This is a genomic window from Thiosulfatihalobacter marinus, from assembly GCF_016019955.1.
Taxonomy (GTDB): domain Bacteria; phylum Pseudomonadota; class Alphaproteobacteria; order Rhodobacterales; family Rhodobacteraceae; genus Shimia; species Shimia marinus_A.
Map to the genome: position 1 here is coordinate 22,103 of NZ_JAECRZ010000017.1, position 26,969 is coordinate 49,071.

At 64.7% G+C, this 26,969-nt stretch carries 33 protein-coding genes and 1 tRNA gene; 18 read left to right on the forward strand and 16 right to left on the reverse strand.

What is annotated here, in order from left to right; all coding sequences use genetic code 11:
• The first annotated feature begins 123 nt into the window (after positions 1 to 123).
• Entirely contained in the window at positions 124 to 1,413 is a 1,290-nt protein-coding gene (gene guaD / locus I3253_RS17760) for a guanine deaminase (RefSeq protein ID WP_197919159.1), read from the forward strand.
• Positions 1,414 to 1,532: 119 nt separating this feature from the next.
• Here the strand turns inward: guaD and I3253_RS17765 are convergent, their stop codons facing one another.
• Positions 1,533 to 1,772: an Lrp/AsnC ligand binding domain-containing protein gene (locus tag I3253_RS17765; protein ID WP_197919160.1), complete on the reverse strand. Its 240-nt coding sequence runs from the start codon at positions 1,770 to 1,772 to the stop codon at positions 1,533 to 1,535.
• 130 nt (positions 1,773 to 1,902) lie between these two features.
• Here I3253_RS17765 and hisB point away from each other — a divergent pair, with 130 nt between their 5' ends.
• Positions 1,903 to 2,490 (forward strand): imidazoleglycerol-phosphate dehydratase HisB, encoded by a 588-nt coding sequence (gene hisB, locus I3253_RS17770; RefSeq protein WP_197919161.1) that lies wholly within the window; start codon positions 1,903 to 1,905, stop codon positions 2,488 to 2,490.
• A 5-nt stretch (positions 2,491 to 2,495) separates the two neighbouring features.
• On the forward strand, positions 2,496 to 3,134 hold the full coding sequence (hisH, locus tag I3253_RS17775; RefSeq protein WP_197919162.1) for an imidazole glycerol phosphate synthase subunit HisH: 639 nt from the start codon (positions 2,496 to 2,498) through the stop codon (positions 3,132 to 3,134).
• A 72-nt stretch (positions 3,135 to 3,206) separates the two neighbouring features.
• Here hisH and I3253_RS17780 read toward each other — a convergent pair whose 3' ends face one another.
• Positions 3,207 to 3,929 (reverse strand): helix-turn-helix transcriptional regulator, encoded by a 723-nt coding sequence (locus tag I3253_RS17780; protein WP_197919163.1) that lies wholly within the window; start codon positions 3,927 to 3,929, stop codon positions 3,207 to 3,209.
• 98 nt (positions 3,930 to 4,027) lie between these two features.
• Between I3253_RS17780 and I3253_RS17785 the strand changes: the two genes are divergently transcribed.
• Complete coding sequence (locus tag I3253_RS17785; RefSeq protein WP_197919164.1) at positions 4,028 to 4,564, forward strand: peroxiredoxin-like family protein; 537 nt, start codon at positions 4,028 to 4,030, stop codon at positions 4,562 to 4,564.
• A gap of 56 nt (positions 4,565 to 4,620) precedes the next feature.
• Here the strand turns inward: I3253_RS17785 and I3253_RS17790 are convergent, their stop codons facing one another.
• Positions 4,621 to 5,013 carry a DUF2147 domain-containing protein gene (locus tag I3253_RS17790; protein ID WP_197919165.1) on the reverse strand — a complete coding sequence of 131 codons (393 nt, stop codon included), beginning with the start codon at positions 5,011 to 5,013 and terminating at the stop codon, positions 4,621 to 4,623.
• Between the two features lie 134 nt (positions 5,014 to 5,147).
• Here I3253_RS17790 and hisA point away from each other — a divergent pair, with 134 nt between their 5' ends.
• The 4 genes from hisA to I3253_RS17810 are packed head-to-tail and all read left to right on the forward strand — an operon-like array spanning position 5,148 to position 7,195.
• Positions 5,148 to 5,870: a 1-(5-phosphoribosyl)-5-[(5-phosphoribosylamino)methylideneamino]imidazole-4-carboxamide isomerase gene (hisA, locus tag I3253_RS17795; protein ID WP_197919166.1), complete on the forward strand. Its 723-nt coding sequence runs from the start codon at positions 5,148 to 5,150 to the stop codon at positions 5,868 to 5,870.
• Positions 5,871 to 5,880: 10 nt separating this feature from the next.
• Positions 5,881 to 6,114 (forward strand): hypothetical protein, encoded by a 234-nt coding sequence (locus I3253_RS17800; RefSeq protein ID WP_197919167.1) that lies wholly within the window; start codon positions 5,881 to 5,883, stop codon positions 6,112 to 6,114.
• 8 nt (positions 6,115 to 6,122) lie between these two features.
• Positions 6,123 to 6,884: an imidazole glycerol phosphate synthase subunit HisF gene (hisF, locus tag I3253_RS17805; RefSeq protein WP_197919168.1), complete on the forward strand. Its 762-nt coding sequence runs from the start codon at positions 6,123 to 6,125 to the stop codon at positions 6,882 to 6,884.
• On the forward strand, positions 6,881 to 7,195 hold the full coding sequence (locus I3253_RS17810; RefSeq protein WP_197919169.1) for a phosphoribosyl-ATP diphosphatase: 315 nt from the start codon (positions 6,881 to 6,883) through the stop codon (positions 7,193 to 7,195). The genes hisF and I3253_RS17810 overlap by 4 nt, the downstream gene beginning before the upstream one ends.
• 41 nt (positions 7,196 to 7,236) lie before the next feature.
• Here I3253_RS17810 and I3253_RS17815 read toward each other — a convergent pair whose 3' ends face one another.
• From I3253_RS17815 to rlmB, 3 genes are all read right to left on the reverse strand, one after another.
• Positions 7,237 to 7,704 carry a CoA-binding protein gene (locus I3253_RS17815; protein WP_197919170.1) on the reverse strand — a complete coding sequence of 156 codons (468 nt, stop codon included), beginning with the start codon at positions 7,702 to 7,704 and terminating at the stop codon, positions 7,237 to 7,239.
• A 192-nt stretch (positions 7,705 to 7,896) separates the two neighbouring features.
• Complete coding sequence (locus I3253_RS17820) at positions 7,897 to 8,169, reverse strand: hypothetical protein (protein ID WP_197919171.1); 273 nt, start codon at positions 8,167 to 8,169, stop codon at positions 7,897 to 7,899.
• 117 nt (positions 8,170 to 8,286) lie between these two features.
• Entirely contained in the window at positions 8,287 to 9,066 is a 780-nt protein-coding gene (rlmB, locus tag I3253_RS17825; protein WP_197919172.1) for a 23S rRNA (guanosine(2251)-2'-O)-methyltransferase RlmB, read from the reverse strand.
• Positions 9,067 to 9,202: 136 nt separating this feature from the next.
• On the opposite strand from rlmB, the gene I3253_RS17830 reads away from it, so the two are divergent.
• Positions 9,203 to 9,286, forward strand: a tRNA-Tyr gene (locus I3253_RS17830).
• A gap of 116 nt (positions 9,287 to 9,402) precedes the next feature.
• Here the strand turns inward: I3253_RS17830 and I3253_RS17835 are convergent.
• From I3253_RS17835 to I3253_RS17850, 4 genes are read right to left on the reverse strand one after another with little or no spacing between them, the layout of a single operon-like run.
• A complete protein-coding gene (locus I3253_RS17835) occupies positions 9,403 to 10,161 on the reverse strand; it encodes an SDR family NAD(P)-dependent oxidoreductase (RefSeq protein WP_197919173.1) in 759 nt (252 codons plus the stop codon).
• A complete protein-coding gene (locus I3253_RS17840; protein ID WP_197919174.1) occupies positions 10,158 to 11,096 on the reverse strand; it encodes an SDR family oxidoreductase in 939 nt (312 codons plus the stop codon). Before I3253_RS17840 ends, I3253_RS17835 begins: the two co-directional genes overlap by 4 nt.
• Entirely contained in the window at positions 11,093 to 11,995 is a 903-nt protein-coding gene (locus I3253_RS17845; RefSeq protein WP_197919175.1) for a bile acid:sodium symporter family protein, read from the reverse strand. Before I3253_RS17845 ends, I3253_RS17840 begins: the two co-directional genes overlap by 4 nt.
• Positions 11,992 to 13,308, reverse strand: coding sequence for a flavin-containing monooxygenase (locus tag I3253_RS17850; RefSeq protein ID WP_232237179.1), 1,317 nt, complete (start codon positions 13,306 to 13,308; stop codon positions 11,992 to 11,994). Before I3253_RS17850 ends, I3253_RS17845 begins: the two co-directional genes overlap by 4 nt.
• Positions 13,309 to 13,450: 142 nt before the next feature.
• Between I3253_RS17850 and I3253_RS17855 the strand changes: the two genes are divergently transcribed.
• The 4 genes from I3253_RS17855 to ptsP all read left to right on the forward strand — a co-directional run bounded on the left by I3253_RS17855 (position 13,451) and on the right by ptsP (position 18,910).
• Entirely contained in the window at positions 13,451 to 14,071 is a 621-nt protein-coding gene (locus I3253_RS17855) for a TetR/AcrR family transcriptional regulator (protein ID WP_232272186.1), read from the forward strand.
• Positions 14,072 to 14,105: 34 nt separating this feature from the next.
• Positions 14,106 to 15,110, forward strand: a complete 1,005-nt coding sequence (locus tag I3253_RS17860; protein WP_197919177.1) for a hypothetical protein — start codon at positions 14,106 to 14,108, stop codon at positions 15,108 to 15,110.
• Positions 15,111 to 15,283: 173 nt separating this feature from the next.
• Entirely contained in the window at positions 15,284 to 16,522 is a 1,239-nt protein-coding gene (locus I3253_RS17865; protein WP_197919178.1) for an aspartate kinase, read from the forward strand.
• Between the two features lie 144 nt (positions 16,523 to 16,666).
• Complete coding sequence (gene ptsP, locus I3253_RS17870) at positions 16,667 to 18,910, forward strand: phosphoenolpyruvate--protein phosphotransferase (RefSeq protein ID WP_197919179.1); 2,244 nt, start codon at positions 16,667 to 16,669, stop codon at positions 18,908 to 18,910.
• Between the two features lie 6 nt (positions 18,911 to 18,916).
• Here ptsP and I3253_RS17875 read toward each other — a convergent pair whose 3' ends face one another.
• Positions 18,917 to 19,930, reverse strand: coding sequence for an alpha/beta fold hydrolase (locus I3253_RS17875; protein WP_197919180.1), 1,014 nt, complete (start codon positions 19,928 to 19,930; stop codon positions 18,917 to 18,919).
• A gap of 26 nt (positions 19,931 to 19,956) precedes the next feature.
• Positions 19,957 to 20,220 (reverse strand): DUF2312 domain-containing protein, encoded by a 264-nt coding sequence (locus tag I3253_RS17880; RefSeq protein WP_197919181.1) that lies wholly within the window; start codon positions 20,218 to 20,220, stop codon positions 19,957 to 19,959.
• Between the two features lie 145 nt (positions 20,221 to 20,365).
• Between I3253_RS17880 and I3253_RS17885 the strand changes: the two genes are divergently transcribed.
• Positions 20,366 to 20,581, forward strand: a complete 216-nt coding sequence (locus tag I3253_RS17885) for a hypothetical protein (RefSeq protein WP_197919182.1) — start codon at positions 20,366 to 20,368, stop codon at positions 20,579 to 20,581.
• Here the strand turns inward: I3253_RS17885 and I3253_RS17890 are convergent.
• From I3253_RS17890 to I3253_RS17900, 3 genes are all read right to left on the reverse strand, one after another.
• The gene (locus tag I3253_RS17890) at positions 20,578 to 22,647 is read right to left on the reverse strand and encodes an enoyl-CoA hydratase-related protein (protein WP_197919183.1); all 2,070 of its coding nucleotides are present in this window, start codon (positions 22,645 to 22,647) and stop codon (positions 20,578 to 20,580) included. The genes I3253_RS17885 and I3253_RS17890 overlap by 4 nt on opposite strands.
• A gap of 129 nt (positions 22,648 to 22,776) precedes the next feature.
• Complete coding sequence (locus I3253_RS17895) at positions 22,777 to 22,992, reverse strand: hypothetical protein (protein WP_197919184.1); 216 nt, start codon at positions 22,990 to 22,992, stop codon at positions 22,777 to 22,779.
• A 59-nt stretch (positions 22,993 to 23,051) separates the two neighbouring features.
• On the reverse strand, positions 23,052 to 23,381 hold the full coding sequence (locus tag I3253_RS17900) for a TraR/DksA family transcriptional regulator (RefSeq protein WP_197919185.1): 330 nt from the start codon (positions 23,379 to 23,381) through the stop codon (positions 23,052 to 23,054).
• Between the two features lie 155 nt (positions 23,382 to 23,536).
• On the opposite strand from I3253_RS17900, the gene I3253_RS17905 reads away from it, so the two are divergent.
• The 4 genes from I3253_RS17905 to I3253_RS17920 all read left to right on the forward strand — a co-directional run bounded on the left by I3253_RS17905 (position 23,537) and on the right by I3253_RS17920 (position 25,805).
• Positions 23,537 to 24,400 carry an MBL fold metallo-hydrolase gene (locus I3253_RS17905; RefSeq protein WP_197919186.1) on the forward strand — a complete coding sequence of 288 codons (864 nt, stop codon included), beginning with the start codon at positions 23,537 to 23,539 and terminating at the stop codon, positions 24,398 to 24,400.
• Between the two features lie 107 nt (positions 24,401 to 24,507).
• Positions 24,508 to 24,933 (forward strand): YeeE/YedE family protein, encoded by a 426-nt coding sequence (locus I3253_RS17910; protein ID WP_197919202.1) that lies wholly within the window; start codon positions 24,508 to 24,510, stop codon positions 24,931 to 24,933.
• On the forward strand, positions 24,933 to 25,367 hold the full coding sequence (locus tag I3253_RS17915; RefSeq protein ID WP_197919187.1) for a DUF6691 family protein: 435 nt from the start codon (positions 24,933 to 24,935) through the stop codon (positions 25,365 to 25,367). Before I3253_RS17910 ends, I3253_RS17915 begins: the two co-directional genes overlap by 1 nt.
• Before the next feature lie 9 nt (positions 25,368 to 25,376).
• The gene (locus I3253_RS17920; RefSeq protein ID WP_197919188.1) at positions 25,377 to 25,805 is read left to right on the forward strand and encodes a TIGR01244 family sulfur transferase; all 429 of its coding nucleotides are present in this window, start codon (positions 25,377 to 25,379) and stop codon (positions 25,803 to 25,805) included.
• Here the strand turns inward: I3253_RS17920 and I3253_RS17925 are convergent.
• Entirely contained in the window at positions 25,779 to 26,963 is a 1,185-nt protein-coding gene (locus I3253_RS17925) for a FliM/FliN family flagellar motor switch protein (RefSeq protein WP_197919189.1), read from the reverse strand. The two genes, I3253_RS17920 and I3253_RS17925, sit on opposite strands and share 27 nt — an antisense overlap.
• Positions 26,964 to 26,969: the final 6 nt, after the last annotated feature.

Sequence of the window (26,969 nt, forward strand, 5' to 3'; positions counted from 1 at the left end):
TCCGCCAGCCACGCGGACCATAGGAGAAAGCGGGACAGAAACTCAATGGGATGCGACAATTTACAGGCCAAAAAAGGCGGGCTAGGCTGGGCCTTCGCGCGCAAGACAGGAGCCCGACCGCCAATGACGCAAGATACCCTGCTGCTGGGGCAGACGCTCCACTATCACGGCTCGCCGTTCGACATAGCGCCACAAGACGCGGCGCGCCACGACACAAATGGCGCGGTGCTGATCCGCGCCGGTCGAATCGCTGCCACCGGATCGGGAGAGGGTCTGCGCGCCGCCCATCCCCGGGCCCGGATCGTCGATTATGGCGACCGGCTGATCATGGCGGGGTTTGTCGATGCGCATGTCCACTATCCCCAGACCGGTATCATCGCCAGCTGGGGCAAACGGCTGATCGACTGGCTCAATACATACACCTTCCCCGAAGAGATGCGCTTTGACGATCCCGGCCACGCCGCCGACACCGCGCGCACCTATCTGGACCTGACCGCGCGCCACGGCGTGACCACCATGGCCAGCTACTGCACGATCCACCCGGCGTCGGTTGATGCCTTTTTCGCCCAGGCGCAGGCGCGCGGCCAGCGGGTGATCGCAGGCAAGACCTGCATGGACCGCAACGCCCCCGAAGGGCTGCGTGACACCGCCCAGACCGCCTATGACGACAGCAAGGCGCTGATCGCGCGCTGGCACGGGGTTGACCGGCTGTCCTATGCGATCACACCGCGCTTCTCGCCCACCTCCACACCCCAACAACTGGATGCGCTGGGCCAGCTCTGGACAGAGCATCCCGATTGCCTGATGCAGACCCATCTCAGCGAACAGACCGACGAAATCGCCTGGGTGCAGGGCCTGTTCCCCGAGGCGCGCGATTATCTGGACACATACGAACAGTTTGGCCTGCTGGGTGAAAAGGGCCTGTACGGCCATGCGATCCACCTGGAACCGCGCGAACGCGCCCGCCTGCGCGACGTGGGCGCCGGGCTGATCCACTGCCCCACCTCGAACATGTTCATCGGCTCGGGGCTGTTCGACATGGCCGGGCTCACCGGCGAAGGCCAGCGAATTGGGCTGGCCAGCGACACGGGCGGCGGGTCAAGCTTTTCCATGCTGCGCACCATGGCCGCCGCCTATGAGATTGCGCAACTGCGCCATACTCCCCTGCACGCCGCCCAGCTTTTGTGGCTGGCCACCGCCGGATCGGCCCGCGCGCTTCACCTGGAAGACAGGATCGGCAATCTGGCGCCCGGCATGGAGGCCGATATCGTGGTCCTGGATCTCGCCTCGACCCCGGATATCGCCCAACGCACGACCCGAGCAGAAACCTTCTGGGAAGCCATTTTTCCCACCATCATGATGGGCGATGACCGCGCCATTGCCGCCACCTGGATCAATGGGCGGCAGGTCTGATTTTCAGTGTTCCGGAAATACTCCGGGGAGTCGCCACCGGCGACGGGGCGGCGCCCCGCTCCGAGGCGTCAGCCGAGACATGAGGCGCGCGCCAAAGGCGCGCTCCTTCGGACCGCGTGTCAGAAAGCCTTGAAGGTCAGCGTGGTCAGCGATCGTTCGATCTCGGGAATGTCCAGCAAATGATCGTTGATGTATTTGCCGACATCCGCGTCATTGGGAATATACAGTTTCATCAACAAGTCATATTCGCCGCTGGTGGAATGCAGCTCGGAGTGGATTTCCTTCAGCGCGATCTCTTCGGCCACGCGGTATGTGGAGCCCGGTTTACAGCGGATCTGGATAAAGACACAGGTGGTCATGGTGGCCTCGCTTGGGTTGCGCGCCAAGGCTGGCACAAAAGCCACCCGGACCACAATCCCGAAACACGCGTCTTGGCCCCGCTCCGCGCCCCGCCTATAAGGGCGGCGCAATCAGCCAGAGGAGCGGCCCATGCGCACGGCCAGCGTCACGCGAACCACCGCGGAAACCCGGATCGATGTCGAGATCAATCTCGATGGCACCGGCATCTATGACAACCAGACCGGAGTCGGGTTCTTCGATCACATGCTGGATCAGCTGTCGCGCCATTCGCTGATCGACATGACAATCCGCGCCAAGGGCGATTATCACATCGACGATCACCACACGGTCGAGGATACCGGCATCGCTCTGGGCCAGGCATTGAGCCAGGCGCTGGGGGACAAGACCGGAATCCGCCGCTATGCCGCCTGCCTGTTGCCCATGGACGACGCGCTGGTGCGCGCCGCACTGGATCTGTCGGCCCGCCCCTACCTGGTGTGGTCGGTCGAAATGCCGACCCAGAAGATCGGCGCGTTCGACACCGAACTGGTGCGCGAGTTCTTTCAGGCCCTTGCCACGCATGGCGGTATCACGCTGCATGTGGACCTGATCCACGGGATCAACAGCCACCACATTGCCGAGGCCACCTTCAAGGCCGTGGCCCGGGCGCTGCGCGAGGCGGTGGAGACCGACCCGCGCAAGGCCGATGCCGTGCCTTCGACAAAAGGGGCGCTGTAGGGCCCATGCTGACGGCTATCATCGACTACGAGAGCGGGAACCTGCACTCGGCGGAAAAGGCATTCCAGCGCATGGCCCGCGACCTGGGCAGCGGCGAGGTGGTTGTCACATCCGACGCAGAAACCGTGGCGCGCGCCGACCGGCTTGTCTTGCCCGGCGACGGCGCCTTTCCCGCCTGCGCCGCCGAGCTGCGCGGACACAAGGGCATCTACGAAGCCATGGTCGAGGCGGTCGAACAAAAGGGCCGCCCGTTTCTGGGCATCTGCGTTGGGATGCAGTTGATGGCGACGACGGGCCATGAATACGAGGAGACGCCCGGGCTGAACTGGGTGGCCGGCGACGTGCAACGGATCGTGCCTGCCGACAGGGCGCTGAAAGTGCCGCATATGGGCTGGAACGATCTGGTGATCGAACGCGCCCATCCGGTTCTGGACGGGGTCGTCACCGGAGATCACACCTATTTCGTGCATTCCTATCAGTTCCATGTGGACACCCCGGACGAGCGGATAGCGCATGTCGATTACGGAGGGGATGTGACCGCGATCATCGGCCGCGACACGATGCTGGGGATGCAGTTCCACCCAGAGAAGAGCCAGGCCGTGGGGCTGCGCATGATCGGCAATTTCCTGCGCTGGATGCCCTGACGGCGGGAGGGGCCAGCCCCTCTTGGCCGCAAGCGGCCAATTCACCCCGGGATATTTTCGGCCAAAAGAAGATCAGGGGCCGCGCAGGATACTTGGCGCAGTGCCGTATTCACGGCGGAAGGCGCGGGTAAAGCTTTCTGCGGAATTGTAGGCGTAACGGCGGGCAATGGCCTCGATCCGGTCGCCGCGCGCCGCGTCCTGTCGCGCCAGGATGAGCCGCCAGCGGCGCAGGTAGCCTATTGGCGTTTCTCCAACTTTGGCGGCAAATAATTCGGCAAAGCGAGAGCGCGACAGACCGGCGATATCGGCCAGGTCGGCCGTGGTCCAGAGCCGGCCGGGGTGGTCGTGCATCGAGACGATGGCGCGGTGCAGCCGGGGATCGGCCAGCCCGGCCAACAGGCCGATTTCGGCCGTGCCGCGTTCGATCTGGTCCCGCAACAGGCGCACCATCAGCGCCTCGCCCAACCGGTTGATCACCGATTGCGCTCCGCAGCGCGCGCCGGTCTGTTCGCTTTGTATCAGATCGACCAGAGCGCGCGCATCCGGGTGTTGCGCCAGATCGAGGATCACCCGATCCGGCAGCGCCGCCATCAGAGGATTGCTCAGGCCCGACCAGTCCACCCGCACCGCCATCAATACCGGTGCGACGCAGGCGCCGGGCTGGCCCCGGGTGAAGAATATCACCTGGCCCGGCTCGCCCCGAGGCGAGGCCACTGCCACGAGGTTGGCGCCTTCAGGGGATGCGGGTTTTACCGTCAGGTGGAATTTTTCGACCAGGGTTGTCAGGCGATCCATAGGCGGTTTCCGGGTTTGCGGCACGATTAATCGGATTTTCAGAACATAAAACCCTGCCATACAGGGCGCAACATGAAACCCACCGAAAGGACTCCCAAATGTTGATTCCCCGCCAGAAAACCCCCGACCTGAAACTGCCCACGCTGGATCACGGCGCGTTTGATCTCTCTTCCGAAGGTACCGAACGCGGTACGGTGATCTGTTTCTACCGTGGACTGCACTGCCCGGTCTGCGCCACATATCTGACCGAGCTGGAAAAGCGGGTGGCGGCGTTTGCCGAACGCGGTGTCAGCTGTATCGCGGTGAGTTCCGATGGCGAGGAACGCACCCGCGCCATGGCGGACAAGATCGACGCCAGGCAGCTGCGCTTTGGCTATGACCTGCCGCTGAGCGTGGCGCGCGACTGGGGGCTTTATATCTCAACCTCGCGCGGCAAGACATCGATCGGCATCGAGGAGCCGGCCCTGTTTTCAGAGCCGGGCCTGTTCATGATCACGCCCGAGCAGACGCTGTATTACGGATCGGTCCAGACCATGCCCTTTGTGCGGCCGCATTTTTCCGAGTTGCTTGCGGCGCTGGATTTCGCGATCGAGAAAAACTATCCCGCCCGCGGCGAATATACCGGCGCGGTCTGACAACACGCGTTCGGGCGCCCCATGCCGGGCGCCCGTTTTGCGAAAAAACGGCCGGCTCAGTTCACCCGGCTCCAGGTACCGCCATCCCGGCAGATACCCAGGATACAGCCCTTGACCGCCAGCGAACTGCCCTTGAGCTCCAGCCTGGACTTGTAGGTCTTGTCGCGGTCGGGCGACCACACCTTGCCGCCGCTGTACTTGCCGTCGCCATCGGCCTGCATGTCCCAGATGATCTTTTTTCCGGTGTTGGGCGAGTTGATCTCTTTCCCGTCCGGTCCAAAGGATTTCACCAGCGTGCCGCAGATCTTGCTGCCGCAGGCGGCGACCTCGATCAGGCCGGAATTGCCGTTGTCATCGGGAATCGTTTTCCATGTCCCGAACACCGGATCAGCCAGCGCCGCCCCGGCGCCCGCGATCGTCAGAACCGTTGCCAATACCAGTTTCTTCATTGTTCATCCTCCCTGGATCCGGGGCCGAGTCTGGGCCAGCCCCCGATTCCGATCAACCCTGACTTGGGGTCACATTGCATTTCCGGCGGGGCCGTGCCAAACCGCGCGAAACGATGTTTTGCACAGGTGCGCTCATGATCCTTTACCCCGCCATCGACCTCAAGGACGGCAAGGCCGTACGTCTTGTACATGGTGACATGGCCCGGGAAACCGTATTCAACGACAACCCTGCCGCGCAGGCGCTGGAATTCGTGCGTGCCGGCTGTGCGTGGCTGCATCTGGTGGACCTGAACGGCGCCTTTGCCGGTGAACCGGTCAATGCCGCGCCGGTCGAGGAGATTCTGAAACAGACCAGCGTTCCGGCGCAGCTGGGCGGCGGCATTCGCGACATGGCCACGATCGAGCGCTGGATCGACAAGGGGCTGGCGCGCGTGATCCTGGGCACCGTGGCCGTGGAAAACCCCCAGCTGGTGCGCGACGCGGCGCGCGCCTTTCCGGGCAAGGTGGCCGTGGGCATCGATGCGCGCGGCGGACGTGTCGCCACCAAGGGCTGGGCCGAGGAAACCGATGTGATGGTCACGGACCTGGCGCGCAGTTTCGAAGACGCGGGCGTGGCCGCCATCATCTACACCGACATCAACCGCGACGGCGCCATGAAGGGCCCCAATATCGCGGCCACGGCGGCGCTGGCCAATGCGGTGTCCATCCCGGTAATCGCTTCGGGTGGCGTCAGCTCGCTGGACGATCTGCGCGCGCTCAAATCCTGCGGCGCGCCTTTGAATGGGGTAATTTCCGGGCGGGCGCTGTATGATGGCGCCATTGGCCTGGCACAGGCGCTTTCACTACTCGAGGACTGAGAGGATCATCATGGCCCGTTTCTTCAACTATTTGTTCGGCTTCATCACCATCGCACCGGTGGTGGTGTGGCTTGTCGCGCTGCTGATCACCCGCTTTCGCGAGGTCGGCAGCGGCGATTCCGAAGACGCACTTGCCCAGTTCGTGGCCAGGGGGCCGGCCGAGTTATGGCCACTTGTCCTGAGCGCCGCGATGATGTGGATTCTTGTCGCTGGCATGACCCTGATCATGCGCCCCAGGGACTGAACCGCGCCATGCTCAAGACCCGCATCATCCCATGTCTGGACGTTGCCGATGGCCGCGTGGTCAAGGGTGTGAATTTTGTTGGCCTGCGCGACGCGGGCGATCCTGTCGAGGCGGCGCGCGCCTATGATGCCGCCGGGGCCGACGAGATCTGTTTTCTCGATATCCACGCCACGCATGACAATCGCGGCGTGATGATCGACATGGTGCAGCGTTGCGCCGAACAGTGTTTTGTGCCGCTGACCGTCGGGGGCGGGGTGCGCAACGTGGCCGATGTGCGCGCCCTGTTGCTGGCGGGGGCGGACAAGGTGTCGTTCAATTCGGCGGCGGTGGCCAACCCGGATGTGGTGGCCCAGGCCGCGGCGCAATTTGGCAGCCAGTGCATCGTTGTGGCGATCGACGCCAAGACGGTCAGCCCTGGCAGATGGGAGATTTTCACCCATGGCGGGCGCAAGCCGACAGGCATCGACGCGGTGGAATTCGCAAAGCTGGTTGTAGAGAAGGGCGCGGGAGAGATCCTGTTGACCTCGATGGACCGCGACGGCACCAAATCCGGGTTCAACCTGCCCCTGACGCGGGCCATTTCGGATGCGGTGGACGTGCCGGTGATCGCTTCGGGCGGGGTGGGCACGCTGGATCACCTGGTCGAAGGCGTCACCCGGGGCGGTGCCAGCGCCGTATTGGCGGCCTCGATCTTTCACTTTGGCGAATACACCGTGCAGGAGGCCAAGGCACATATGGCTGCCGCCGGCATCCCCGTGAGGCTGACATGAGCATTCTTGACGATCTTGCCGCCACCATTGCCGCACGTGCCACCGCCGACCCCGATTCGAGCTGGACAGCCAGGCTTTTGGCGAAAGGTCCGGAGAAATGCGCCGAGAAATTCGGCGAGGAAGCTATCGAGGCGGTGATCGAGGCGGTCAGGGGCGACCGGGACAAGCTGACCCGCGAGGCGGCGGATGTTCTGTTTCACCTGTTGGTGATGCTTCAGGCGCGCGATGTTGCGCTGTCGGACGTGCTGGACGAGTTGGCGCGGCGCCAGGGCGTGAGCGGGATCGTCGAAAAGGCGGCGCGCGGACAATAGGGCGGCGCGGCGCCGCCCCGGCGCCGATCCGGGACCGGGTTTCAGAGTTTCGAGGAAATCACCCCGGTGGCAAAGCCGCCCATGCGCAATTCGCCGAACAGGCGCTGATATTCGATCTTGGGACAGCGGTTCATGATCACGTCTACTCCGCGTGCCTGTGCCATGGCAGCGGCCTCGGCATGCTCGACCCCGATCTGCATCCAGATCGTTTTCAGATCCGGAAACTGATCCAGCGCGGCCTTTACAATGGGCGGCACCGCTTCGGAGCGGCGGAAAATGTCCACCATGTCAACGGGCACGTCGATCTCGGAAAGATCGCCGCGTACGGTTTCGCCAAACAGGATCTTGCCGGCGTGGCCCGGATTGACCGGAATCACCCGATAGCCCTTGAGCCCGAGATAGCGCGCCACGTAATAGCTGGGGCGCACCGGATTCATCGACACGCCGACCACGGCAATCACCCGGGTGCGTTGCAGAACGGATTTCAGAAAACTGTCATCATATGTCATGGCGCCACGCTACAGCCAGTCACGCCAAGAAAAAAGCGCCCAAGTGAACCTTGGGCGCCAGGTACGGAACGAGGGACAGTGAAGCAGGACACGGCAGTTCCGTCGCCGCGTCTGCCCCTATTACATAGGAACTCCTGGCCAGGATGAAAGAGCCTGTAAAAAACTTGTGAAGAGCGCGTCAAGGCGGGCCGGTCAGTCGAATATATCCTCGATCACGTCAAAGATTTCCTCGAACCAGTCCTTGCGCCGTGATTTGCGCTTTTTGTGCTTCTTTTTTGGTTTGTTCATGGGCCGGACCTGAGCACCGGCATGTCTGTCGCTGCGCGGACCGGGTGACCGCGCGGCAACGGGCATCTGTTTGAGATCGTGCAGCGGGGCGCCGCAGGAGGCACAGCTCAGTTCGTGCCGCACCGCGCCGCGCAGCACCAGCGCCGCACGCGAGCCGCAGTAACAACAGGTCAACATCTTGGCGGTTTTGGGAATTGTCTTGCTCCGGAAGTTATCGCTTTACACAGATGTAGGCGCGCGTGTTGAAAATGGGAGCCTCCGGCGGGAGTATTTCTGGCAAAATGAAGACGCGGTTCAGCGCGGCAGGGACGCATAGAGCGCCACGGCGGCGGCGTTGGACACATTGAGAGAGCCAAAGGCGCCGGCGAATTCGATCTTTACCAGCTGGTCCACCGTGTCCCTGGTTTTCTGGCGCAGCCCCGGCCCCTCGGCCCCCAGCACAAGCGCCACAGCGCGGTCGCGCTTGTCTTCCAGCGCCGCATCGATGGTGGTGTCTGCCGCGCCGTCCAGGCCCAGAACCAGATAGCCCATGGCCTGAAGTTCCACGATGGTATCGGCCAGATTGCGCAACCGCAGATAGGGCTGGCGTTCCAGCGCGCCACTGGCGGTCTTGGCCAGGGCCCCGGTTTCGGGGGCGGAATTGTGGCGCGTGCCGATCACCGCCTGAGCGCCGAACACTTCGGCCGAGCGCAGGATCGCGCCGACGTTATGGGGATCGGTTACGCGGTCAAGCAACAAAAGACGTGGCGGGCGGGTGCCGTCGCCCAGGGCGCACCCGGTCAGGCTGCCCCAGTCGAGCGGCTTGACCTCGAGCGCGGCGCCCTGATGCACCGATTGCGGATCCAGCGGGGCGGAAAATTTGCGCGGCTCCACGATTTCGGGCGTCATGCCCGAGGTTTCAATGGCCTCCGCCAGCTTGTCGGCGGCGTTTTTCGTGACCATCAGGCGCAGTTTTTCTCGCGCGGGATTGGCCAGCGCATCGCGCACCGCATGCAGGCCGAACAGCCACACGGTTTCGGCGGCCGACTTGCGCCTGGCCTGTTCCTTTTCGACAACCCATTTGGGCTTTTTCATGCTGCAATCCCCCGGCAAAAGCGCGGATGTACCAATGCGCTGCTTCGCGTGTCGCCGCAAGAGATTTTCTTGTTGACGCCCCTGCCCCGTCACAGTAATCAGCCCCCCACACCGAGGCCGCAAGGCTTGGGATAGTGGGCGACAGGCCGCAAGGTGTGGCAGGGGACTGTAACTCCCTCGCGGAGACGCACGCCTGGTTCGATTCCAGGGTCGCCCACCACTTTCCCCCTTTGGATAAATGGTTCGCCCGGAACAGCCCGACGCCCGGCAAGAGGCTTGGGGCACGGGAATTTTCGAAAATTCCTGGCAAAATTCCTGAAGGAATTTTGGACCCGCTCACTGGCCGGCGATCTTGCGCTCCATTAGGTGACGGAACAGGCGCGGGCTGGCGCGGTGAATGAGGTGGCCAAGGCGCGCCACCCGCCCCACAGGCACAAAATCAGCGCCGCGCGCCGCGCCGCGCAGGATCACGGCGGCGGCGGTTTCGGCGCTCATGTAATCGATCCCGTCACTGGCCGATCCGGGGCGCGCCGTGCCATCCGCCTGACGCGCGTCATTGCCGATATTGGTCGCCACAAAGCTGGGCGCGGCAATCACCGTGGTGACGCCGTGGGGCGCCTCTTCCGAGCGCAGCGAGGAAAAGAACCCTTCCAGGGCGTGTTTGGACGCGGCATAGGCCGTGCGGTGAAAAAGCGGCGAGAAACCGGCCACCGAGGAGATCGCCAGATGGGTGCCGCGCGCGGCCCGCACCGGGCGCAGAAAGGCACGGGCCATATTGGTGGCGGCAAAGAAATTGATCTCGAACAGCTTGCGCAGTGTGATGTCGTCAAGTCCCTCGAAAGGGCCGATATGGGTGATACCTGCGTTGTAGATCACCAGATCCACCGCCGGCGATTGCGACAGGATTTTGCCCGTGGTGGCCTCCAGCTGTGCCGCGTCGGTCAGATCGCAGGTGAGCGGGCGTTGCAGATCGTTTTCCACCAGCCCCGATATGTCGATATCCAGCAGGTAGCAGCGCCAGCCCTGCCCCTGCAACCGCGCCGCCATGGCCCGCCCCAGCCCTCCGGCGCCGCCCGAAATGACTGCGGTTTTCATAGCCCGGCCGCCTTTTGCCACAGCGCGAAAACCTCGCGGCTGGATTTTTCCGGCACATAGCCAAAATCGCGTTTGAGCGCGTCATTGGCCAGGACCGGGCGGTATTGCAGGAAGCGCACCTGTTCCGGCCCATAGCGGCTGAGCCCCAGTGGCCTGGCAACGGCCAGCGCCGCCCGAAGCGCCCCTGCGGGCAGGCGCAGAACCGGCTTGCCCATGGCAGCGGCCAGCTCGCTGACGCCCATCGCCCCGTCTCCGGCCACGTTGTAGATGCCCGGTGGGCCGTCGGTTGCAGCGCGGTGCAGGATCCGGGCCAGATCGCGCGTCCAGATGAATACGAACGGGCTTTCACTGCCCCTCACGGCCAGCAGGCGCGGCTTGCGAAACAGTGCGGTGATCTGGTTCTGCGTGCCCGCCCCCAGCACGGTGCCCACGCGCAGCACCACCTGCTCCAGACCGGGCGCGTTGCGGCGCGCATCCGACAGCATTTCCTCGACCAGCCGCTTGTGGTGGCTGTAGGGAAATTCGGGATTGCCCCGGATCGAATCCTGTTCGCGCAAAGGCACCGGGTTGTCGGCGTGATAGCCATAGGCCGCCCCCGAGGACGTGACCACGATCCGCCCCGTGCCCGCGGCGACGGCCGCGTCCAGCACGTTTTGCGTGCCGGTCACATCCACCGCGTATTCCAGATCGCGGGTCGAGCCTTTGGGCGGGGTCACGATCGAGGCAAGATGCACGATCACGTCCGGCTGAAAGGCGCGGATCACGCGGCCCGGATCGTCGCCTGTCACATCCATGCGTTCAAATCGCACGCCATCACCCAATGGCCCGGGCGCGTTCAGGTCGGTGGCAAGGATGTCATGCGGACTGCCCTCCATCTCGGATAACAGCGCGCGCCCGATCATGCCCGCGGCACCGGTGATCAGGATACGGCTCATCGCGCCGCCTCGGTGCGGGCCATGACCCGGGCCAGCGCGATGCCCGACAGGATATGCCAGATCCCCCAGAAGGCGGCGACCACGGCCATGCCGCCCAGACCCTGAAAGAACCCGAAGATCAGCACCAGCCCCAGCCCGGAATTCTGGATGCCGGTCTCGATGGTCACGGCGCGCCGGTCAAACGGGCTGACCCCGGCCAAGCGCGCGGTGACGTGGCCACCGGCCAGCGCCAGCCCGTTGTGTAGCACCACCAGCCCGGCCACCAGCCCGGCAAATTGCAGGAAATAGGCCCAGTTCGCCGCCAGCGCCAGCACCACAAAGGCGATGAAGATACCCATCGAGATCCATTGCAAAGGGCTGCGCAGCTTCGCGGTGATGTCCGGGCGGCGCATGTTCAGCGTGATCCCCAGCACCAGCGGCAGCACCAGCATCAGCCCCACGGTGATCGCCACTGACACCGGATCAATCGCCGTGGCGCGCAAAATCTCGCGCGTGGGGGCATAAAGACCACCCCAAAAGGCGATATTCAGCGGTGTCAGGAAGATTGCCGCGACGGTGGAAAACGCCGTCAGGCTGACCGACAGCGCAGCGTTGCCTCCTGCGCGGTGGGTGATGAAATTGGATATGTTGCCCCCCGGACAGGCCGCCACCAGGATCATGCCCAGCGCGATCGACGGCTGGGGTTGCAGCGCCAGCACAATGGCAAAGGTCAGCACCGGCAACACGACAAATTGAGAAACAAGCCCGGTCAAAACCGGTTTGGGCCCGCGCGCAAGGCGCCTGAAATCCTCGGGCGCCAGATCGATGGCGATCGAGAACATCACCACAGCCAGAATGCCGTTCAACAGGGTCAGCGACCCCGCGCTGAAATTCAGGACAACATCATCCACCGGGGTCATGCGCGCGCTCCTCTGGACAGGCGGTCAATCCATTTCGTGACGGCCCCGCGATAGGTGGCCTTGTCCACGTAATACGCCATACGCGCCAGTTTCAGATAGGCCATTCCGCCGGTCGCCCTTTCGAACCCCTTCGCCTTTTCCTCTTTCAGCGCCTGTGCGGCGGTGCTGTTGGCGCGCAGACCGGCGACATAGCGGGCCACCATCTCGGCCTGTTCGTGCCGCCCCTGCCAGCCCAGCCCGGTGGCCTCGATCATGCCCAGCACGAACAGATCGTCGCGTGTCGGATGCATGGCGTTGAGGTAGAGATGGGGTGCATCGCCCTGCCAGTTCAGCAGCGCGTCATCGATAAACGGGTAATGCAGCCGATAGCCCGTTGCGGCCAGCACCATGTCATAATCGGCGCTGCTGCCATCGGTGAAATGCACGGTGTTGCCATCCATCCGGGCGATATCGGGGCGGATTGTCAGATCCCCGTGACCCGCGTGATACAACACCAGCGAATTGACCACCGGGTGGCTTTCATACAGGCGGTAATCGGGCTTGGGAAAGCCGTATTTCTGCGGATTGCCGACAAACCATCTCAGGATCAGCCCGTCCACATGCCGCTTGAGCCACATCGGCAGCCTGATCGCGCCGCCCATCGTGTCGGCGGGTTTGCCAAAGACGTATTTGGGCACAAAATAATAGCCGCGCCGCATCGACATATCACAACGTGTGCCGTGATGGATCGCATCCACCGCGATGTCACAGCCGGAATTGCCCGCCCCCACGATCAGCACACGCTTGCCGGCAAATTGCCCGGGGTGGCGATAGGCGCTGGCATGGATCAGCTCGCCATCGAAGCGGCCCGCAAAGGCGGGCATGTTGGGTTCGGACAGGGTACCATTGGCAATCATCACCCCGCCATAGACCGCCTCATGCGCGCCGGTCTCGTCCCGCCAGCCCACGCGCCAGCCTTCGCCATCGCCGCCCAGTGGTTCCAGCCTGGTCACTTCGGTATTGAACCGGTAGTGGCGGCGCAGGCCGAAATGATCGGCAAAATCGCGGAAATACCGGGCCATCTCGCGATGCGAGGGATAATCGGCCACGTCCTCACGCATGGGGAAATCGGCAAACTCGGTCATCGTCCTGGACGAGATCAGATGCGCGCTTTCATACATGGTCGAGCGCGGGGCATCGATATCCCACAAACCCCCGACATCCGAATGCAGCTCGAACCCGTCAAAGGCGATGCCCTGCTCTCCCAGCACCTTGGCCGCCGCAAGCCCCATCGGGCCCGCCCCGATCAGGGCAAACTTGTCACGCGTATCCAATACCAGCCTCCTCGCTCCCTCGTTTTAGATTGAACAAACGTTCAATATAAGGCAAGCTGTTTTTATGTCATCGGGAATTCCACCGGAAAAACAACGACAACGCGCCCCGTCCAAACGGGCGCTGGCCACACGGGAACGGATCATGGATGCGGCCGAGCAGGTGTTCGCGGCGCACGGATTCGAGGGCGCCTCGCTGCGCGAAATCGCCGCCCGGGCCGGCGTGCAGGTGGCGCTGGTCAACCATCACGGTGGCGCCAAGGAGGATCTGTTCTGGCGCGTGGTGGCGCGCCGCGCCGACGAGCTTTCCGCCGCACGGCTTGATGCGCTGGCGGCGCGCAAGGCGCGTGGTGCGCTGACGCTGACAGCGGTGATGGAGTGTTTCCTTGCGCCCTACCTGAGCAAGGCCGAAACCGGCGGCGCGCAATGGTTCGCCTATGCGCGGCTGGTGGCTGTCGTGTCCGCCGATCCGCGCTGGCGCGACCTGTGCGCGCATTGTTTTGATCCCACCGCCGGGCGGTTTGTCGCGGAGATTGCCGCGCTTTATCCCACCTGCCCGCGCCAGACGGTTTCCGCCGGGTTCGTCTATTCGGTTTCGGCCATGCTGGCGCTTCTGACCTCGCGCTGGCGCATATCGGCGCTGGGGGACGGGGCGTCGGACACGTGCGAACATCTGGACGAGCTGGTCACTTTCTGCTCCGCCGGGATCGACGCAATCGCCCGGCGGCAACTGCCGCCTTTCGCGGCGCCCGCCCAGCCCCTATAGTCAGCACGAACGAAATCGGCAGAACATCGGATACATGACAGGCAAAGCGCAAACTCCGCGTCAATTCAACGTGGTCATCGTGGCCCAGTCGGGGCGGCTGCAATACGAGGCGGTGCTGTTTGCCGCTTCGCTGCGGGCCAGTTCGCCGGATTTCGCGGGCCGCCTGTTCGTGGCGGAACCCCAGCCCGGACCGCTGTGGAGCAAGGATCCCCGCATCTCGAACCCGGACGTGCGCGCGCTGCTGGAGGGGTTCGACGTGACTTTCCTGCCCTTTGAGAACACCCTGTTTGGCCAGAGCTATCCCGAAGGCAACAAGATCGAGATGTTGCGCGCGCTGCCCGAGGGCGAGCCTTTCGTGTTCTTTGACACGGACACGCTGATCACCGGCGATCTGGGCGGGGTGCCGTTCGATTTCAGCCGGCCAACCGCGTCGCAGCGGGTTGAGGGCACCTGGCCGCAGATCGAGCTTTACGGCCCCGGGTATTCCGACATCTGGCGCGCGCTTTATGATCGGTTCGGGCTGGAATTCGAGAGCACGCTGGACCTGACGCAGCCCGACGAATACTGGCGGCGCTACATGTATTTCAACGCGGGTTTCTTCTATTATCGCTGTCCGCGTGAATTCGGGACGCGGTTCGAGGATTACGCGCGGGAGATCCGCGACGACCCGCCGCCCGAGCTGGCCTGCCAGTCGCTGTTTCCCTGGCTGGATCAGGTGGCGCTGCCGCTGGTGATCCGGTCTTTTGACGGCGGGCGGGACGCCCTGACGCCGGGCTATCTGGATGGCGATGTCAGCTGTCACTACCGGATGCTGCCACTGCTTTATGCCCGCGAAAGCGACCGGGTGGTGGAGGTTCTGGAACAGGTGGCGGCGCCCAACAAGGTCAAGAAGGTGCTCAAGCAATACGATCCGTTCAAGCGCATGATCTATCAGGGGCGCGGGCACAAGGTGCGGGCGCTGTTCGACCGGGGCTTTCTGCCCCGGCGCGAGCAGGTGATCCGCAACACGATCCGCAAGAACGGGTTCTGGATGCGGTGAGGGTGGCGGGGGCGCTGCCCCCGTCGCGCAAGCGCGACCCCCCCGGAGTATTTCCGGCAAAATGAAGGGGCGGACCGGTTGCGGGGTTGGCTGCCCCCTGCGACACCCGACCCCGCTTGCACCCGTGCGCCCAAGCGCGTAAACCGCGCGCAACAAAAGACCAAGGAAGCGCCATGCCCGTTCTTGTCATGAAATTCGGCGGCACCTCTGTTGCCAATCTCGACCGTATCCGCCGCGCTGCGAAACGCATCGGCGTGGAAGTTGCCAAGGGCTATGACGTGATCGTCATCGTGTCGGCCATGTCGGGCGAGACCAACAAGCTGGTGGGCTATGTCGAGGAAACCTCGCCGCTGTTTGATGCGCGCGAATATGATGCGGTGGTGTCGTCGGGCGAGAATGTGACTGCCGGGCTGATGGCGCTGACCTTGCAGGAGATGGACGTGCCTGCGCGCAGCTGGCAGGGCTGGCAGGTGCCGCTGATCACGACCTCGGCGCATTCCCAGGCGCGGATCGAGGAGATCCCGACCGACAATATCAGCGCCAGGTTCGCGCAGGGGATGCGCGTGGCCGTCGTCGCCGGGTTCCAGGGAGTCAGCCCCGAGGGGCGCATCACCACCCTGGGCCGGGGCGGATCGGACACCACCGCCGTGGCCTTTGCCGCCGCCTTTGGCGCGGAGCGCTGCGACATCTACACGGATGTGGACGGGGTATACACCACCGACCCGCGAATCTGTTCCAAGGCGCGCAAGCTGGACAAGATCGCCTTCGAGGAAATGCTGGAACTGGCCTCGTTGGGGGCCAAGGTGCTTCAGACCCGCTCGGTCGAGCTGGCCATGCGCTATCATGTCAAACTGCGGGTGCTCAGCTCGTTCGAGGAGCAATCCGACGAGGCCGGTACGCTGGTCTGCGATGAGGAGGAAATAGTGGAAAGCAATGTAGTTTCTGGTGTCGCCTATAGCCGCGACGAGGCCAAGATGACCCTGGTTTCGGTCGCGGACCGCCCGGGGATTGCGTCGATCATCTTCGGCTGCCTCAGCGATGGCGGGGTGAATGTGGACATGATCGTGCAGAACATTTCGGAAGAAGGGCGCACCGACATGACCTTTTCTCTGCCCACTGACCAGGTGAAACGCGCCGAAAAGGCGTTGGCGGAACTGAAAAGCGGCGGCGGTCTGAATTTTGCGGAACTGATCACCGACATGGACGTAGCCAAGATTTCCGTGGTCGGAATCGGGATGCGGTCACAATCTGGGGTTGCGGCCAAGATGTTCCGTGTTCTGAGCGACGAGGGCGTCAACATCAAGGTGATCACCACATCGGAAATCAAGATTTCCGTGCTGATCGACCGTAAATACATGGAACTGGCCGTGCAGGCGCTGCATGACGCGTTCGAGCTGGAAAAGGCGGTCTGAGGCCGGTTTGATCTGCCAGCGGCGGTCGTTTGCCGGACACCGGGGCGACGGCTGAGGGCCGGAATGGCAAAAACGCGTTTCGCTTTGGCCCGGCTTGTGGTCTATTCAGCCTGAATGCAACCAGCAGGGGAAACCTGTCGCACCATGTCTGAACGCACCGAATCCGAAAGCCGCAAGCTGCTTGGGCGCCTGCGCGATGCGCTGGCCGAGGAGGCCGCCGGGCAGGAACGGCTGGACCGGATCACCCGGCTGATTGCCACCTCGATGGGCACCGAAGTGTGTTCGATCTACCTGTTCCGCGATAGCGAAACACTGGAGCTTTGCGCCACCGAAGGTCTGCGCGCCGACGCCGTGCACAAGACCCGGATGCGCGTGGGTGAGGGCCTGGTGGGTCGTGTGGCGCGCTCGTCGCGTGTGATCAACACGGATAATGCGCCCGCCGAAAAGGGCTTTCGCTTCATGCCGGAGACCGGCGAGGAGATCTATTCCTCGTTCTGCGGCATTCCGATCCAGCGCCTGGGGGACAACCTGGGGGTGCTGGTGGTGCAATCCAAGGACTCGCGCAGCTATTCCGCGGACGAGGTCTATGCGCTGGAAGTGGTCGCCATGGTGCTGGCCGAGATGACGGAGTTGGGCGCCTTTGTGGGCGAAGGCGCGGCGATGACCGCGCGCCACCAGCAGCCCGAAATATTCCGGGGCACCAGCGGGCAGGAAGGCGCCGCCGAGGGCCGTGTCTGGCTGCACGAGCCGCGTGTGGTTGTCACCAACCCGGTGGCCGACGACCCCGAAAAAGAGACACTGCGCCTGGGCGAGGCGATCGAGGAACTGCGCGTGGGCGTGGACAAGATGCTGGCCACCGCCGCGCGGGGCGACCGCGAACAGCTGGACGTGCTGGAAGCCTACCGGATGTTTGCCAATTCCAAGGGCTGGATGAAGCGCATGGAGCAGGACATCGCCCGGGGCCTGAGCGCCGAGGCGGCGGTGGAAAAGGAACAATCGGCGGCGCGCAAACGCATGGAGCAGGTGACAGACGCCTATCTGCGCGAGCGGCTGCACGATCTGGATGACCTGTCCAACCGGCTGTTGCGCATCCTGACCGGGCAAGGCTCGGAAACCGGGGCCGAACTGCCCGCAGACCCAATTCTTGTGGCGCGCAATATCGGACCGGGTGAGTTGCTGGAATATGGCCGTAACCTGCGCGGCATCGTGCTGGAAGAAGGCTCGGTCGGAAGCCATGCCGCGATCGTGGCCCGAGCGCTGGCGATTCCGCTGGTGGTCCATGCCGAGCGGATCACCACCGAGGCGCTGAATGGCGATCACATCATGGTGGATGGCGATCAGGGCATCGCGCATCTGCGCCCCGACGACACGGTTGTCGCGGCCTTTCGCGACAAGATTGCCATGGCCGCGCAGGCGCAGGAACGCTATGCCTCGATCCGTGACAAGCCCGCCACCACGCTGGACGGCGTCACCATCGGGCTGCACATGAATGCCGGTCTGATGGCCGACCTGCCCAGCCTTGCCGGTTCGGGGGCCGAGGGCGTGGGGCTGTTCCGCACCGAGCTGCAATTCCTGGTTCAGAACAAGATGCCCAAGCGGACCGAGCTGGCCGCGCTTTACAGCCGGGTGATGGACGCTGCACAAGGCAAGCGCGTGGTGTTTCGCACGCTGGATATCGGATCGGACAAGGTGCTGCCCTACATGGCGCCCCAGGACGAGCCGAACCCGGCGCTGGGCTGGCGCGCGGTGCGGGTTGCGCTGGACAAGCCCGGCGTGATGCGGATGCAGTTGCAGGCGCTGCTGCGCGCGGCCCATGGCCGTCCGCTGACCGTGATGTTCCCGTTCATCGCGCAATATGACGAATATACCGCCTCCTGTGCCGAGATGGACAAGGCGTTGGAGCGCGAACGGATCCTGGGCCACCCCCTGCCCGCCTCGCTGGAAGTGGGCGCGATGCTGGAAACGCCGTCGCTGGGATTCGCGCCGCAGAAGTTTTTTGAAGAGGTAGATTTCCTGTCGATCGGCGGCAATGACCTGAAACAGTTCTTCTTTGCCGCAGACCGCGAAAACGAACGGGTGCGGCGGCGCTATGACACGCTGAATGTCAGCTTTCTGACGTTCCTGGAAGGTATCGTGAACCGCTGTATCAGCACCAACACCCCGCTCAGTTTCTGCGGCGAGGACGCCGGGCGCCCCATCGAGGCGCTGTGCCTGGCGGCCATGGGGCTGCGCAACCTGTCGATGCGCCCGGCCTCGATCGGGCCGGTCAAAAGCCTGTTTCGGCGGGTGAATCTGGGCGAAGTGCGCGACGTGATCATCGCGTCACGCGAGCGCGGCGATCAATCGGTGCGCCCGGCGGTGATGGAGTATCTGCGCAACGCGGGCTGAGCGCGCCTAGGGCGTGCGACCTTTCCGGGCGCTCATGGCGGCGAACCGTCTTTTCGCCAGATCTTCCGCCAGGTTGGCGCGCAGCGACGCGCCGAAGAACCCGTTATGCCCGCCATGGCGGGGAATCAGCCGCTCGAAATTGCCACCCGGTTCCAGCATTTGTGCCGGGCCCGCCGACACGATCGGATCGTCCTGCGCAGTCAAAAGCGTCACCGGCACCTGCACCGCGCCCAAATCCCCCCGGTTGATGCGATAGCCGTCAAAATAGGCCTCTACCGAGTCAAACCCGGTCCAGCGCGCCACCGACAGTGTGGTCATGGCGCGCACAGTGGACTGGCGCAACACCTCGTCCGCGCGCAGCAGGTCTGGATAAAGCGCCTGTTTCCCGCGGTAGAGCCGCGCAAACTTGTTCAGGAAATAGCGCCGGATCAACGGGCGCGCGTCCACCTTGTCACAGGTATCGCCCGGATCGATCACCGGGCTGACGGCGAACACGTGGCGCAACCCGGGCAACGGCGCATGGCCCAGATCGCGGGCGATGCGCAGCGCGTAATTGCCGCCCAGCGAAAACCCCATAAGCCCGATCGGCCGCCCATCCAGCCGCGCCAATGCGGCCAGCGCATCATGCAGCACCTCATGCTGGGTCAGGTTGACAACGCGTTCGTTCATCAGCGCCGCCTCGCCATGGTCCGGAAGGGTCAGGCGCGCGGTGGCAAAGCCCGCGTCATAAAGCGCCCTGGCCGCCGACAGCACATAACTGGATCCCGGAGTTCCCAGCCAGCCATGCAACAGCACGATCATCGCGCGCGCATCGGCGCGGTCATTCACATAGCAGGTGGTCTTCAGCCCGTCGCGCTGCTCCAGCACAAGCCGCTTCGCGCCGGCCCCGAACGCCTTGCAATGCCGGCTGCGCAACCGGCTGCTGGCCAGCGCGGTCTGCACGGCGGCCGGGCGCAGCCAGGGCGCGGGCCGGAATTGCCCGGGCGCGTCGGCCTGCGATTGCGATGAATTGTCGGACATCACGCGGCCCTTGCCCCGGCTGGGCGTCAGCCCATGCCAAGCGCTTCCTTGTACATTTCCAGCACCGCCTCTTCCTCGGCGATATCGTCCTTGTCACGCTTGCGCAACGCCACGATCTTGCGCATCACCTTGGTGTCATAGCCACGCGCCTTGGCCTCGGCCATGACCTCTTTCTGCTGGTCGGCCAGGTCTTTCTTTTCCATCTCCAGCCGCTCGAACCGTTCTATGAACTGGCGCAATTCATTGGCGGTGACGCGATAGCTGCTGTCGGGCGAGGCGGTGTCGGTCATGGAAGCTCCTGACGGGTTTTCGGTTCGGATCGAAGCCGCAACCTAGCGCCCCTCCGCCCCCCCCGCAAGCACTCTCGCCGCCCTGCCCTTGCGATCTTTTCGGCCATGGGTTAGGGGCGGTAAAACGGCCTGAAAGGGGACAGATATGGAATGGCTGATCTGGGCGGGTGCCCTGTTATCCGTGGTTGGGCTGATCGGGCTGGTCCTGTCGATCGTGAAAGTCACCAAGGCCCGCCGTTCGGGCCTGAGCGACGAAGACCTGCGCGCCGCCGTGCAAAAGGTCATGCCGCTGAACATGGGCGCGCTGTTCGTGTCGGTGATGGGCCTGATGATCGTGATCGTGGGGATCTCGCTGGGTTAACCGGCACTTGCCTCCACGTCGCCAAGCCGTCCACCCTCGCGGATCAGGCGATCCAGCAACGGCGCGGGCGTCCAGAAGCCGCCTTCGGCTTCGGCCAGCCCGCGCAGCCGGTTGCGCAGCGCCAAAAGCCCGGCCGCATCCGCCGCGCATATCGGCCCGCCGCGCCAGCGCGCCATGCCGAACCCGCCGGTCATCACCACGTCGATATCGCCCCCGGACCGGGCAATGCCCGCCTCCAGCAGCCGTGCCCCCTCATTCGCCATCGCCGCCAGGAGGCGCCCGGGAATGTCGCCGGGATCACCTGCCCCATCAGCGCCCACACCCAACAGCGCCACCGCGTCCGGATCGGGCACGCCTCTGGGCGCGCCGGCATCATAGCGATACCACCCCACCCGGTTGCGCCGTCCGGCCCGGCCCGCCTCGGCCAGCACGCGATGCGGGTTCACGCCGGTCGCCCCCGGCAGCGCCTCAAGGTGGTCGCCCATGCGCGCCAGCCCCAGCATGTCGGCCATCTGATACGGCCCAAACCCCATGCCCCAGCCGCGCATGTCCCGGTCGATCCGCTCTGGCGCGACACCTGACAGAACCAGCCCGTCGGCGGCATGAATACAGGCCGCCATCAGGCGGCTGCCGATCAGCCCGCCCCCGGCCCTGGCCCACACCGCCCGCTTGCCCAGCCCGGTCACAAACCCGTGCAGCGTGGCCACCGCCGCCGCGCCGGTATGGCGGCCCACCCCGATCTCGGCCAGCGGCGCGGTCAGCGTGGGCAGCGGCACATGCAGCGCCAGAACATCCTGCGCGCACCCCGTCTGCGCCGCCAGCGCCTCCACATCTCCATAGGCCGCGCCGCTGACCAGCACCGCGCCGTCGCGCACCACCGCGTCCAGCTGGGCAAAGATCGCCGCCCGCGCGCGCGCGTCGTGCCCGGCGGTTTCGATCACCAGATCCGCCTCGGACAGGGCCACAAGATCGGTCTTGCCATGCAGCACCGCCTCGATCCCGTCGCGCTGCACCTGCGTCAACCGCCCGCGCCGAACCGCCCGGTCCAGCACCCGGGCAACCCGTGCCAGCGCCGCCGTCAGCGACGGGGCGTCGCGCTCTACCAAAACCACCTCGTGCCCGGCGATCAGCCCGGCCGCGGCCAGCCCCGCCCCGCGCGAACCGCCCCCCACGATCCCAAGCTGCGCCACCGGGCGCGGCGGGGCGCGGGCCAGTTCGCCAAAGCGCGGCGCGGCCCGCTCCGCCCGCCAGATATGGCGCAGCGCGCGAGACTGGTCTCCGCCCAGCAGGTCGTCAAAGGCCGCACGCTCGAATTCCTGCCCCACTTCGAATGGCAACAGCGCCGCCGCCTCGACACAGCGCAGGATGTCACCGGGCGCCTTTTCCGCCTTCCCGGCCAGCCGCGCGCGCCACGTCTGCAACGCCTTGCGGTCCCCCGCCGGATCGCGGAACCCGGCCCCCTGATCGCGGGTCCGGCGCGGACGCATCCCCTTGTCGATCACCTTGCGCGCAAAAAGCCGGGCGCCCGCGTTCAGGCCCTCTTTCAGGATCATGTCAAAAGCGGGCCGCACCAACGCGGACGTTACCGGAACGGGCTGTCCGGTGATCATCAGATCCAGCGCCGCCCCGGCCCCGATCAGGCGCGGCGCGCGCTGCGTGCCCCCTGCCCCCGGCAACAGGCCCAGATTCACCTCGGGGAACCCCACCCGCGCCTCTGCCCCGGCCAGGCGGTAATGGCAAGCCAGCGCCAGTTCCAGCCCGCCGCCCAGCGCGAACCCGTGGATGGCGGCAATCACCGGCTTGGGCGCGTTTTCGACAAGATCGCATAATTCGGGCACCCAGGGATCGGCAAACGGCGCCTCGAACTCGGCGATATCGGCACCGGCGCAAAATCCCTTTCCCGCCCCGCTCAGCACGATCGCGCCGACTTCGCGATCCTGCACGGCCCGCGCCAGGGCCTCGGCCAGATCCCGGCGCAGCGCCGCGCCCAGCGCGTTGACCGGCGGATTGCGCATCTGCAAAACCGCGATCCCGTCCGTCACTTCATAGCTTACTGCCTGCGCCACATCCCACTCCGGCCCCTCTGTTCACGAAACTGTACCCTGCGTAACCCGCCGCGCAAGCCCCGAAAAACCCGAAAAGGCGCGGTCCCGACTGGCCGCGCCCCTGTTCAGGCAATGTATCGCAAACGCCGGTCAGATCGGCATGTTGTCGAAACTGTCCTCGATTTCCTCTTCGACCAGCTCCAGATCCAGCGCGCGCAGATGGGCGGGCACCCGCCCCCCGCTCAGCCGGATATTCTCCAGCGTGCGGTGCAACTGCTGATGCAATTCATAGCGCGCGTCGCCGCTGCTGACTGCAATCCTGCTTTCCAGATCTCCGGCCTTGGCCAGCAAGTGATCCAATCTCATATGTCAGTCCTCCCGATTTTCCGTGCGTCTCTCCCCGGGCCGCACAAACCCGCGCGCCCCTAATGCGAAACCGCTTCGGCACATGCCCGGCACAGTGGCGTATCCGGCAGTACGTTCAAACGCTCGGTGGCGATTTCCTCGCCGCATCGCGCGCAACTGCCGTATTCTCCATCACGCAATCGCTGAAGTGCCGCACGAATACGCAGAATCTCTTCCTGGCCGCTGGTGCCCAGACTTTCCAGAACCTCGTCGCCTTCGCGTTCCACCGCCAGATCTTCCCAGTCCCTGGAATGGGGCGCGTCCAGCTCGGCCTCGATCGCATGAAGCCGGGAATCCAGTTCGGCCAGCCGTTTCAGGAGCGCCTGTTTGTTCTTGTCGTAGTTTGCCATGACAGCCTCCTGTTTGGTCGCCAGCATATTGACACAACCGGGCGGCGAGGGCCTTGATACAAGTCAATCCCCACCGTCGCAGCGGCAGGCGCACAGTCCCCCTTGCAACATATGCGCGTTTCAATATATGTTTTCCATCAAATGGAGGATTCGACATGAAACCCGACGTAACGGCCTTTTTCGACGATGCCACGAACACGATCTCCTTCGTGGTCAAGGACCCCGAGGGCGCGTCCTGCGCGATAATCGACTCTGTTCTGGATTTCGACTATTCCTCCGGTCGCACCGATACCAGATCGGCCGACGCGGTCATCGCCTTTGTACAGGACCACGATCTCAAGGTCGAATGGCTGCTGGAAAGCCATGTCCATGCGGATCACCTGTCGGCGGCGCCTTATATCCAGCAAAAGGTTGGCGGCAAGATCGGCATCGGGGAAAACATCACACTTGTGCAGGACACGTTCGGCAAGGTGTTCAACGAAGGCACCGAGTTTCAGCGCGACGGCAGCCAGTTCGACAAACTGTTCAGGGAAGGCGACAGCCTGATGATCGGTCAGCTGCGCGGCGACGTGCTGCACACCCCCGGCCATACTCCGGCCTGCCTGACCTACGTGATCGGCGACGCGGCCTTCGTGGGGGATACGCTGTTCATGCCCGATTTCGGTACCGCGCGCTGCGACTTCCCCGGCGGTTCGTCGGAAACGCTCTATAATTCGATCCAGAAAATCCTGGCCCTGCCCGACGAAACCCGCATTTTCGTGGGCCATGACTACAAGGCGCCGGGGCGCGACGAATATGCCTGGGAAACCACCGTGGCCGAACAAAAGGCGCGCAACGTGCATGTCGGCGCGGGCAAGGACAAGGACACGTTCGTCCGGATGCGCGACGCGCGCGATGCCTCGCTGGCAATGCCCAAGCTGATCATTCCCTCGCTCCAGGTGAACATGCGCGCCGGGCAGATGCCCGAGCCGGATGACGAAGGCGACGTTTTTCTCAAGGTGCCAGTGAACAAGCTCTGAGCAGACCGGCACGGATGTGACACACACCACCCCGCCGCACAGCGAACAGGATGGCGACGGGGCGACATGAGACGACCAAGCGAAAGGAAACGCATATGTTGAACGCAATCCCCACAGATTGGATATGGGGGCTGGTCGGGGGCCTGATGATCGGCCTTGGCGGCGCTGTCTATCTCCTGGCCAATGGCCGCGTCATGGGCGCCAGCGGCATTCTCGGCGGGTTGGTCGATGGCACCGGGCGCGACACCGCCGCCGAACGGCTGGTCTTTCTTGCCGGTGTCTTCCTGCTGCCGATCGCGCTCAAACCGCTGTACCGCCCGTTCTCGACCGACGCGACCGAAAATGTCGCCGTACTGGTCGCGGCCGGTCTGCTGGTGGGAATCGGCACGCGGTTTGCCAATGGCTGTACCTCCGGGCACGGGGTTTGCGGCATCTCGCGCCTGTCGCTGCGCGGCATCATCGCCACGGTTCTTTATATCGTGGCCGGCGGTCTGACCATCGTCGTGTTCCGCCATCTTCTGGGGGTGATCTGATGCAGCGCCTGTTCTTTGCATTTCTCGCCGGCGGGCTGTTCGGCGCCGGGTTGTTCGTTTCGGGCATGACCCACACCACCAAGGTGCAGGGTTGGCTGGATGTCTTCGGCGACTGGGATCCCACGCTCGCCTTCGTGATGGGCGGTGCGATCATCCCGATGGCGGGGGCCTGGGCGCTGACACGCGGGCGCAGGCCCATCCTGGGCGGTGCGTTTCCCACGCCACCCGAACCGAAAGTGGGGCGCGATCTGGCGCTGGGATCGGTATTGTTCGGTATGGGCTGGGGCCTGGCCGGGCTGTGCCCCGGACCGGCAATCGCCTCGCTGTCCTATGGCGGCTGGCCGCATTGGGTGTTCTTCCTGGCGATGCTGGCCGGATTCGCCGTGGCGCCGATGGCGCGCGCGAAACTGGACAGAGCCGTGCCCGCCGAGTAAGCACCCGTCATGGATATTCGTCAGATCACCCCCCGCTACCATGTCGCGCCACAGATCGATGCGGCCGACATGTCCGCCCTGGCCGAGGCCGGTTTCACCACCGTCATCAACAACCGCCCTGATGCTGAGGTGGGCGCGGATCAGGCCAGCCCGGCCATGCGGCAAGCCGCCGAGGCGGCGGGGCTGGTGGTGGTGGACAATCCGCTGACCATGGACACGATGACACCCGAGCGTGTCGCGCTTCAACGCGATACGCTGGCGGGCGCCCCCGGCAAAGTGCTCGCTTATTGCCGCTCTGGCACGCGCAGCACAATTTGCTGGGCATTGTCGCAGGCCGCCGACCAACCGACCGAAGCGATCGTTGCCGCCGCCGCGCAGGGCGGATATGACATCGCCGGGCTGGCCCCCACGCTAGACGCCATCGCCGGGCGCGGCTGAACCGCCCGTCCCGGCGCCGGTTTTTCCCGGCGGGTTGGCAAGCGCCGTGGGATCGCCGATGTCCTCGGCGCTCAGCCGGATCAGATCGTCAAGATCGGACAGATCATCCCCGTCCAGATCATCCCCGGTCGGATCATCCCCGGCCGGATCGTCCTCGACCGGTGGCAAAAGCGCATCCAGCGCGGTTTCCGCCGCCAGCAATTCGTCCAGTTCGTTGTTGCCCTGCCCTGGCGATTTCTCCGCGACAAACCCGTCGCCCTGCGCCGCCTCCTCCGCCCCGGGCAGGCCCATGTTTCGCAGGCGCACGGCGCGCATCCCGTTGACCTGCCCGAACTGCACCCGCGCCACCTCTTCCCCGGTGGCGCTTTCCAGGATGGTATCCTGTACCGCGTCGCCCGCGACAGTCAGCCTGTCACCCACCGCCAGCGATTGCAGACGCGTGATCGGCACGCTCAGCCGTGTCAGCACCGCGCGCATTTCCGCGGGGGCGGTCTTCACCGCCGCCTGAAAGGCTTTCTCCGATCTGGCATCGCCCCTGGCGGCATCTGCCTTTTGCTGCGCGATCCGACAATCCGGCAAGGCCACCACCAACCGCCCGCTCTTGGCGCCGCCAGCCAGTGAAAGATCCATCTCGAACAGGTGGTAATCATGTGCAGTCAGCGCGAGCGACAGCGTACGCGGCCCCGCCGCCATGGCGCCGAAACGATAGCCCTGCAACCAGCCCGGCACCGGCCCCTCGGCCTCGATCAGGGCAACGAACCGGGCCAGCGCGTCGTTGACAAAGGGCGTGACCAGCGCCGCATCCACCCTCGTGGGCACCCGCCCCGGCGCGGGCCGCGCGATCACCCTGCCAATCGTGGCATGTTCCACCAGCCCGGCCAGCGCCTGTGTCTCGATGGCAAGCGCCGCCGGTTCGCCATTGTCGCCGTCCAGCACCGCCAGAAGCGCCTGGGAATCCAGCCGCCCGGCCAGCGCCTCATGGCCCACCAGCTCGTATTGCATGGACGCCACGTCCAACGCCAGCGCCAGCCCCTTTTCGGCAGCCCGCTCCAGCCCCAGGCGCAACGCCTTGGGCGGTGGCATCGAACGGGCCAGGTGCTCCTGTCGCCCATCGACCGCCTTGCGCCTGAGTATGGATCCGGTTCCGGTTTCGCTCATCTCGTC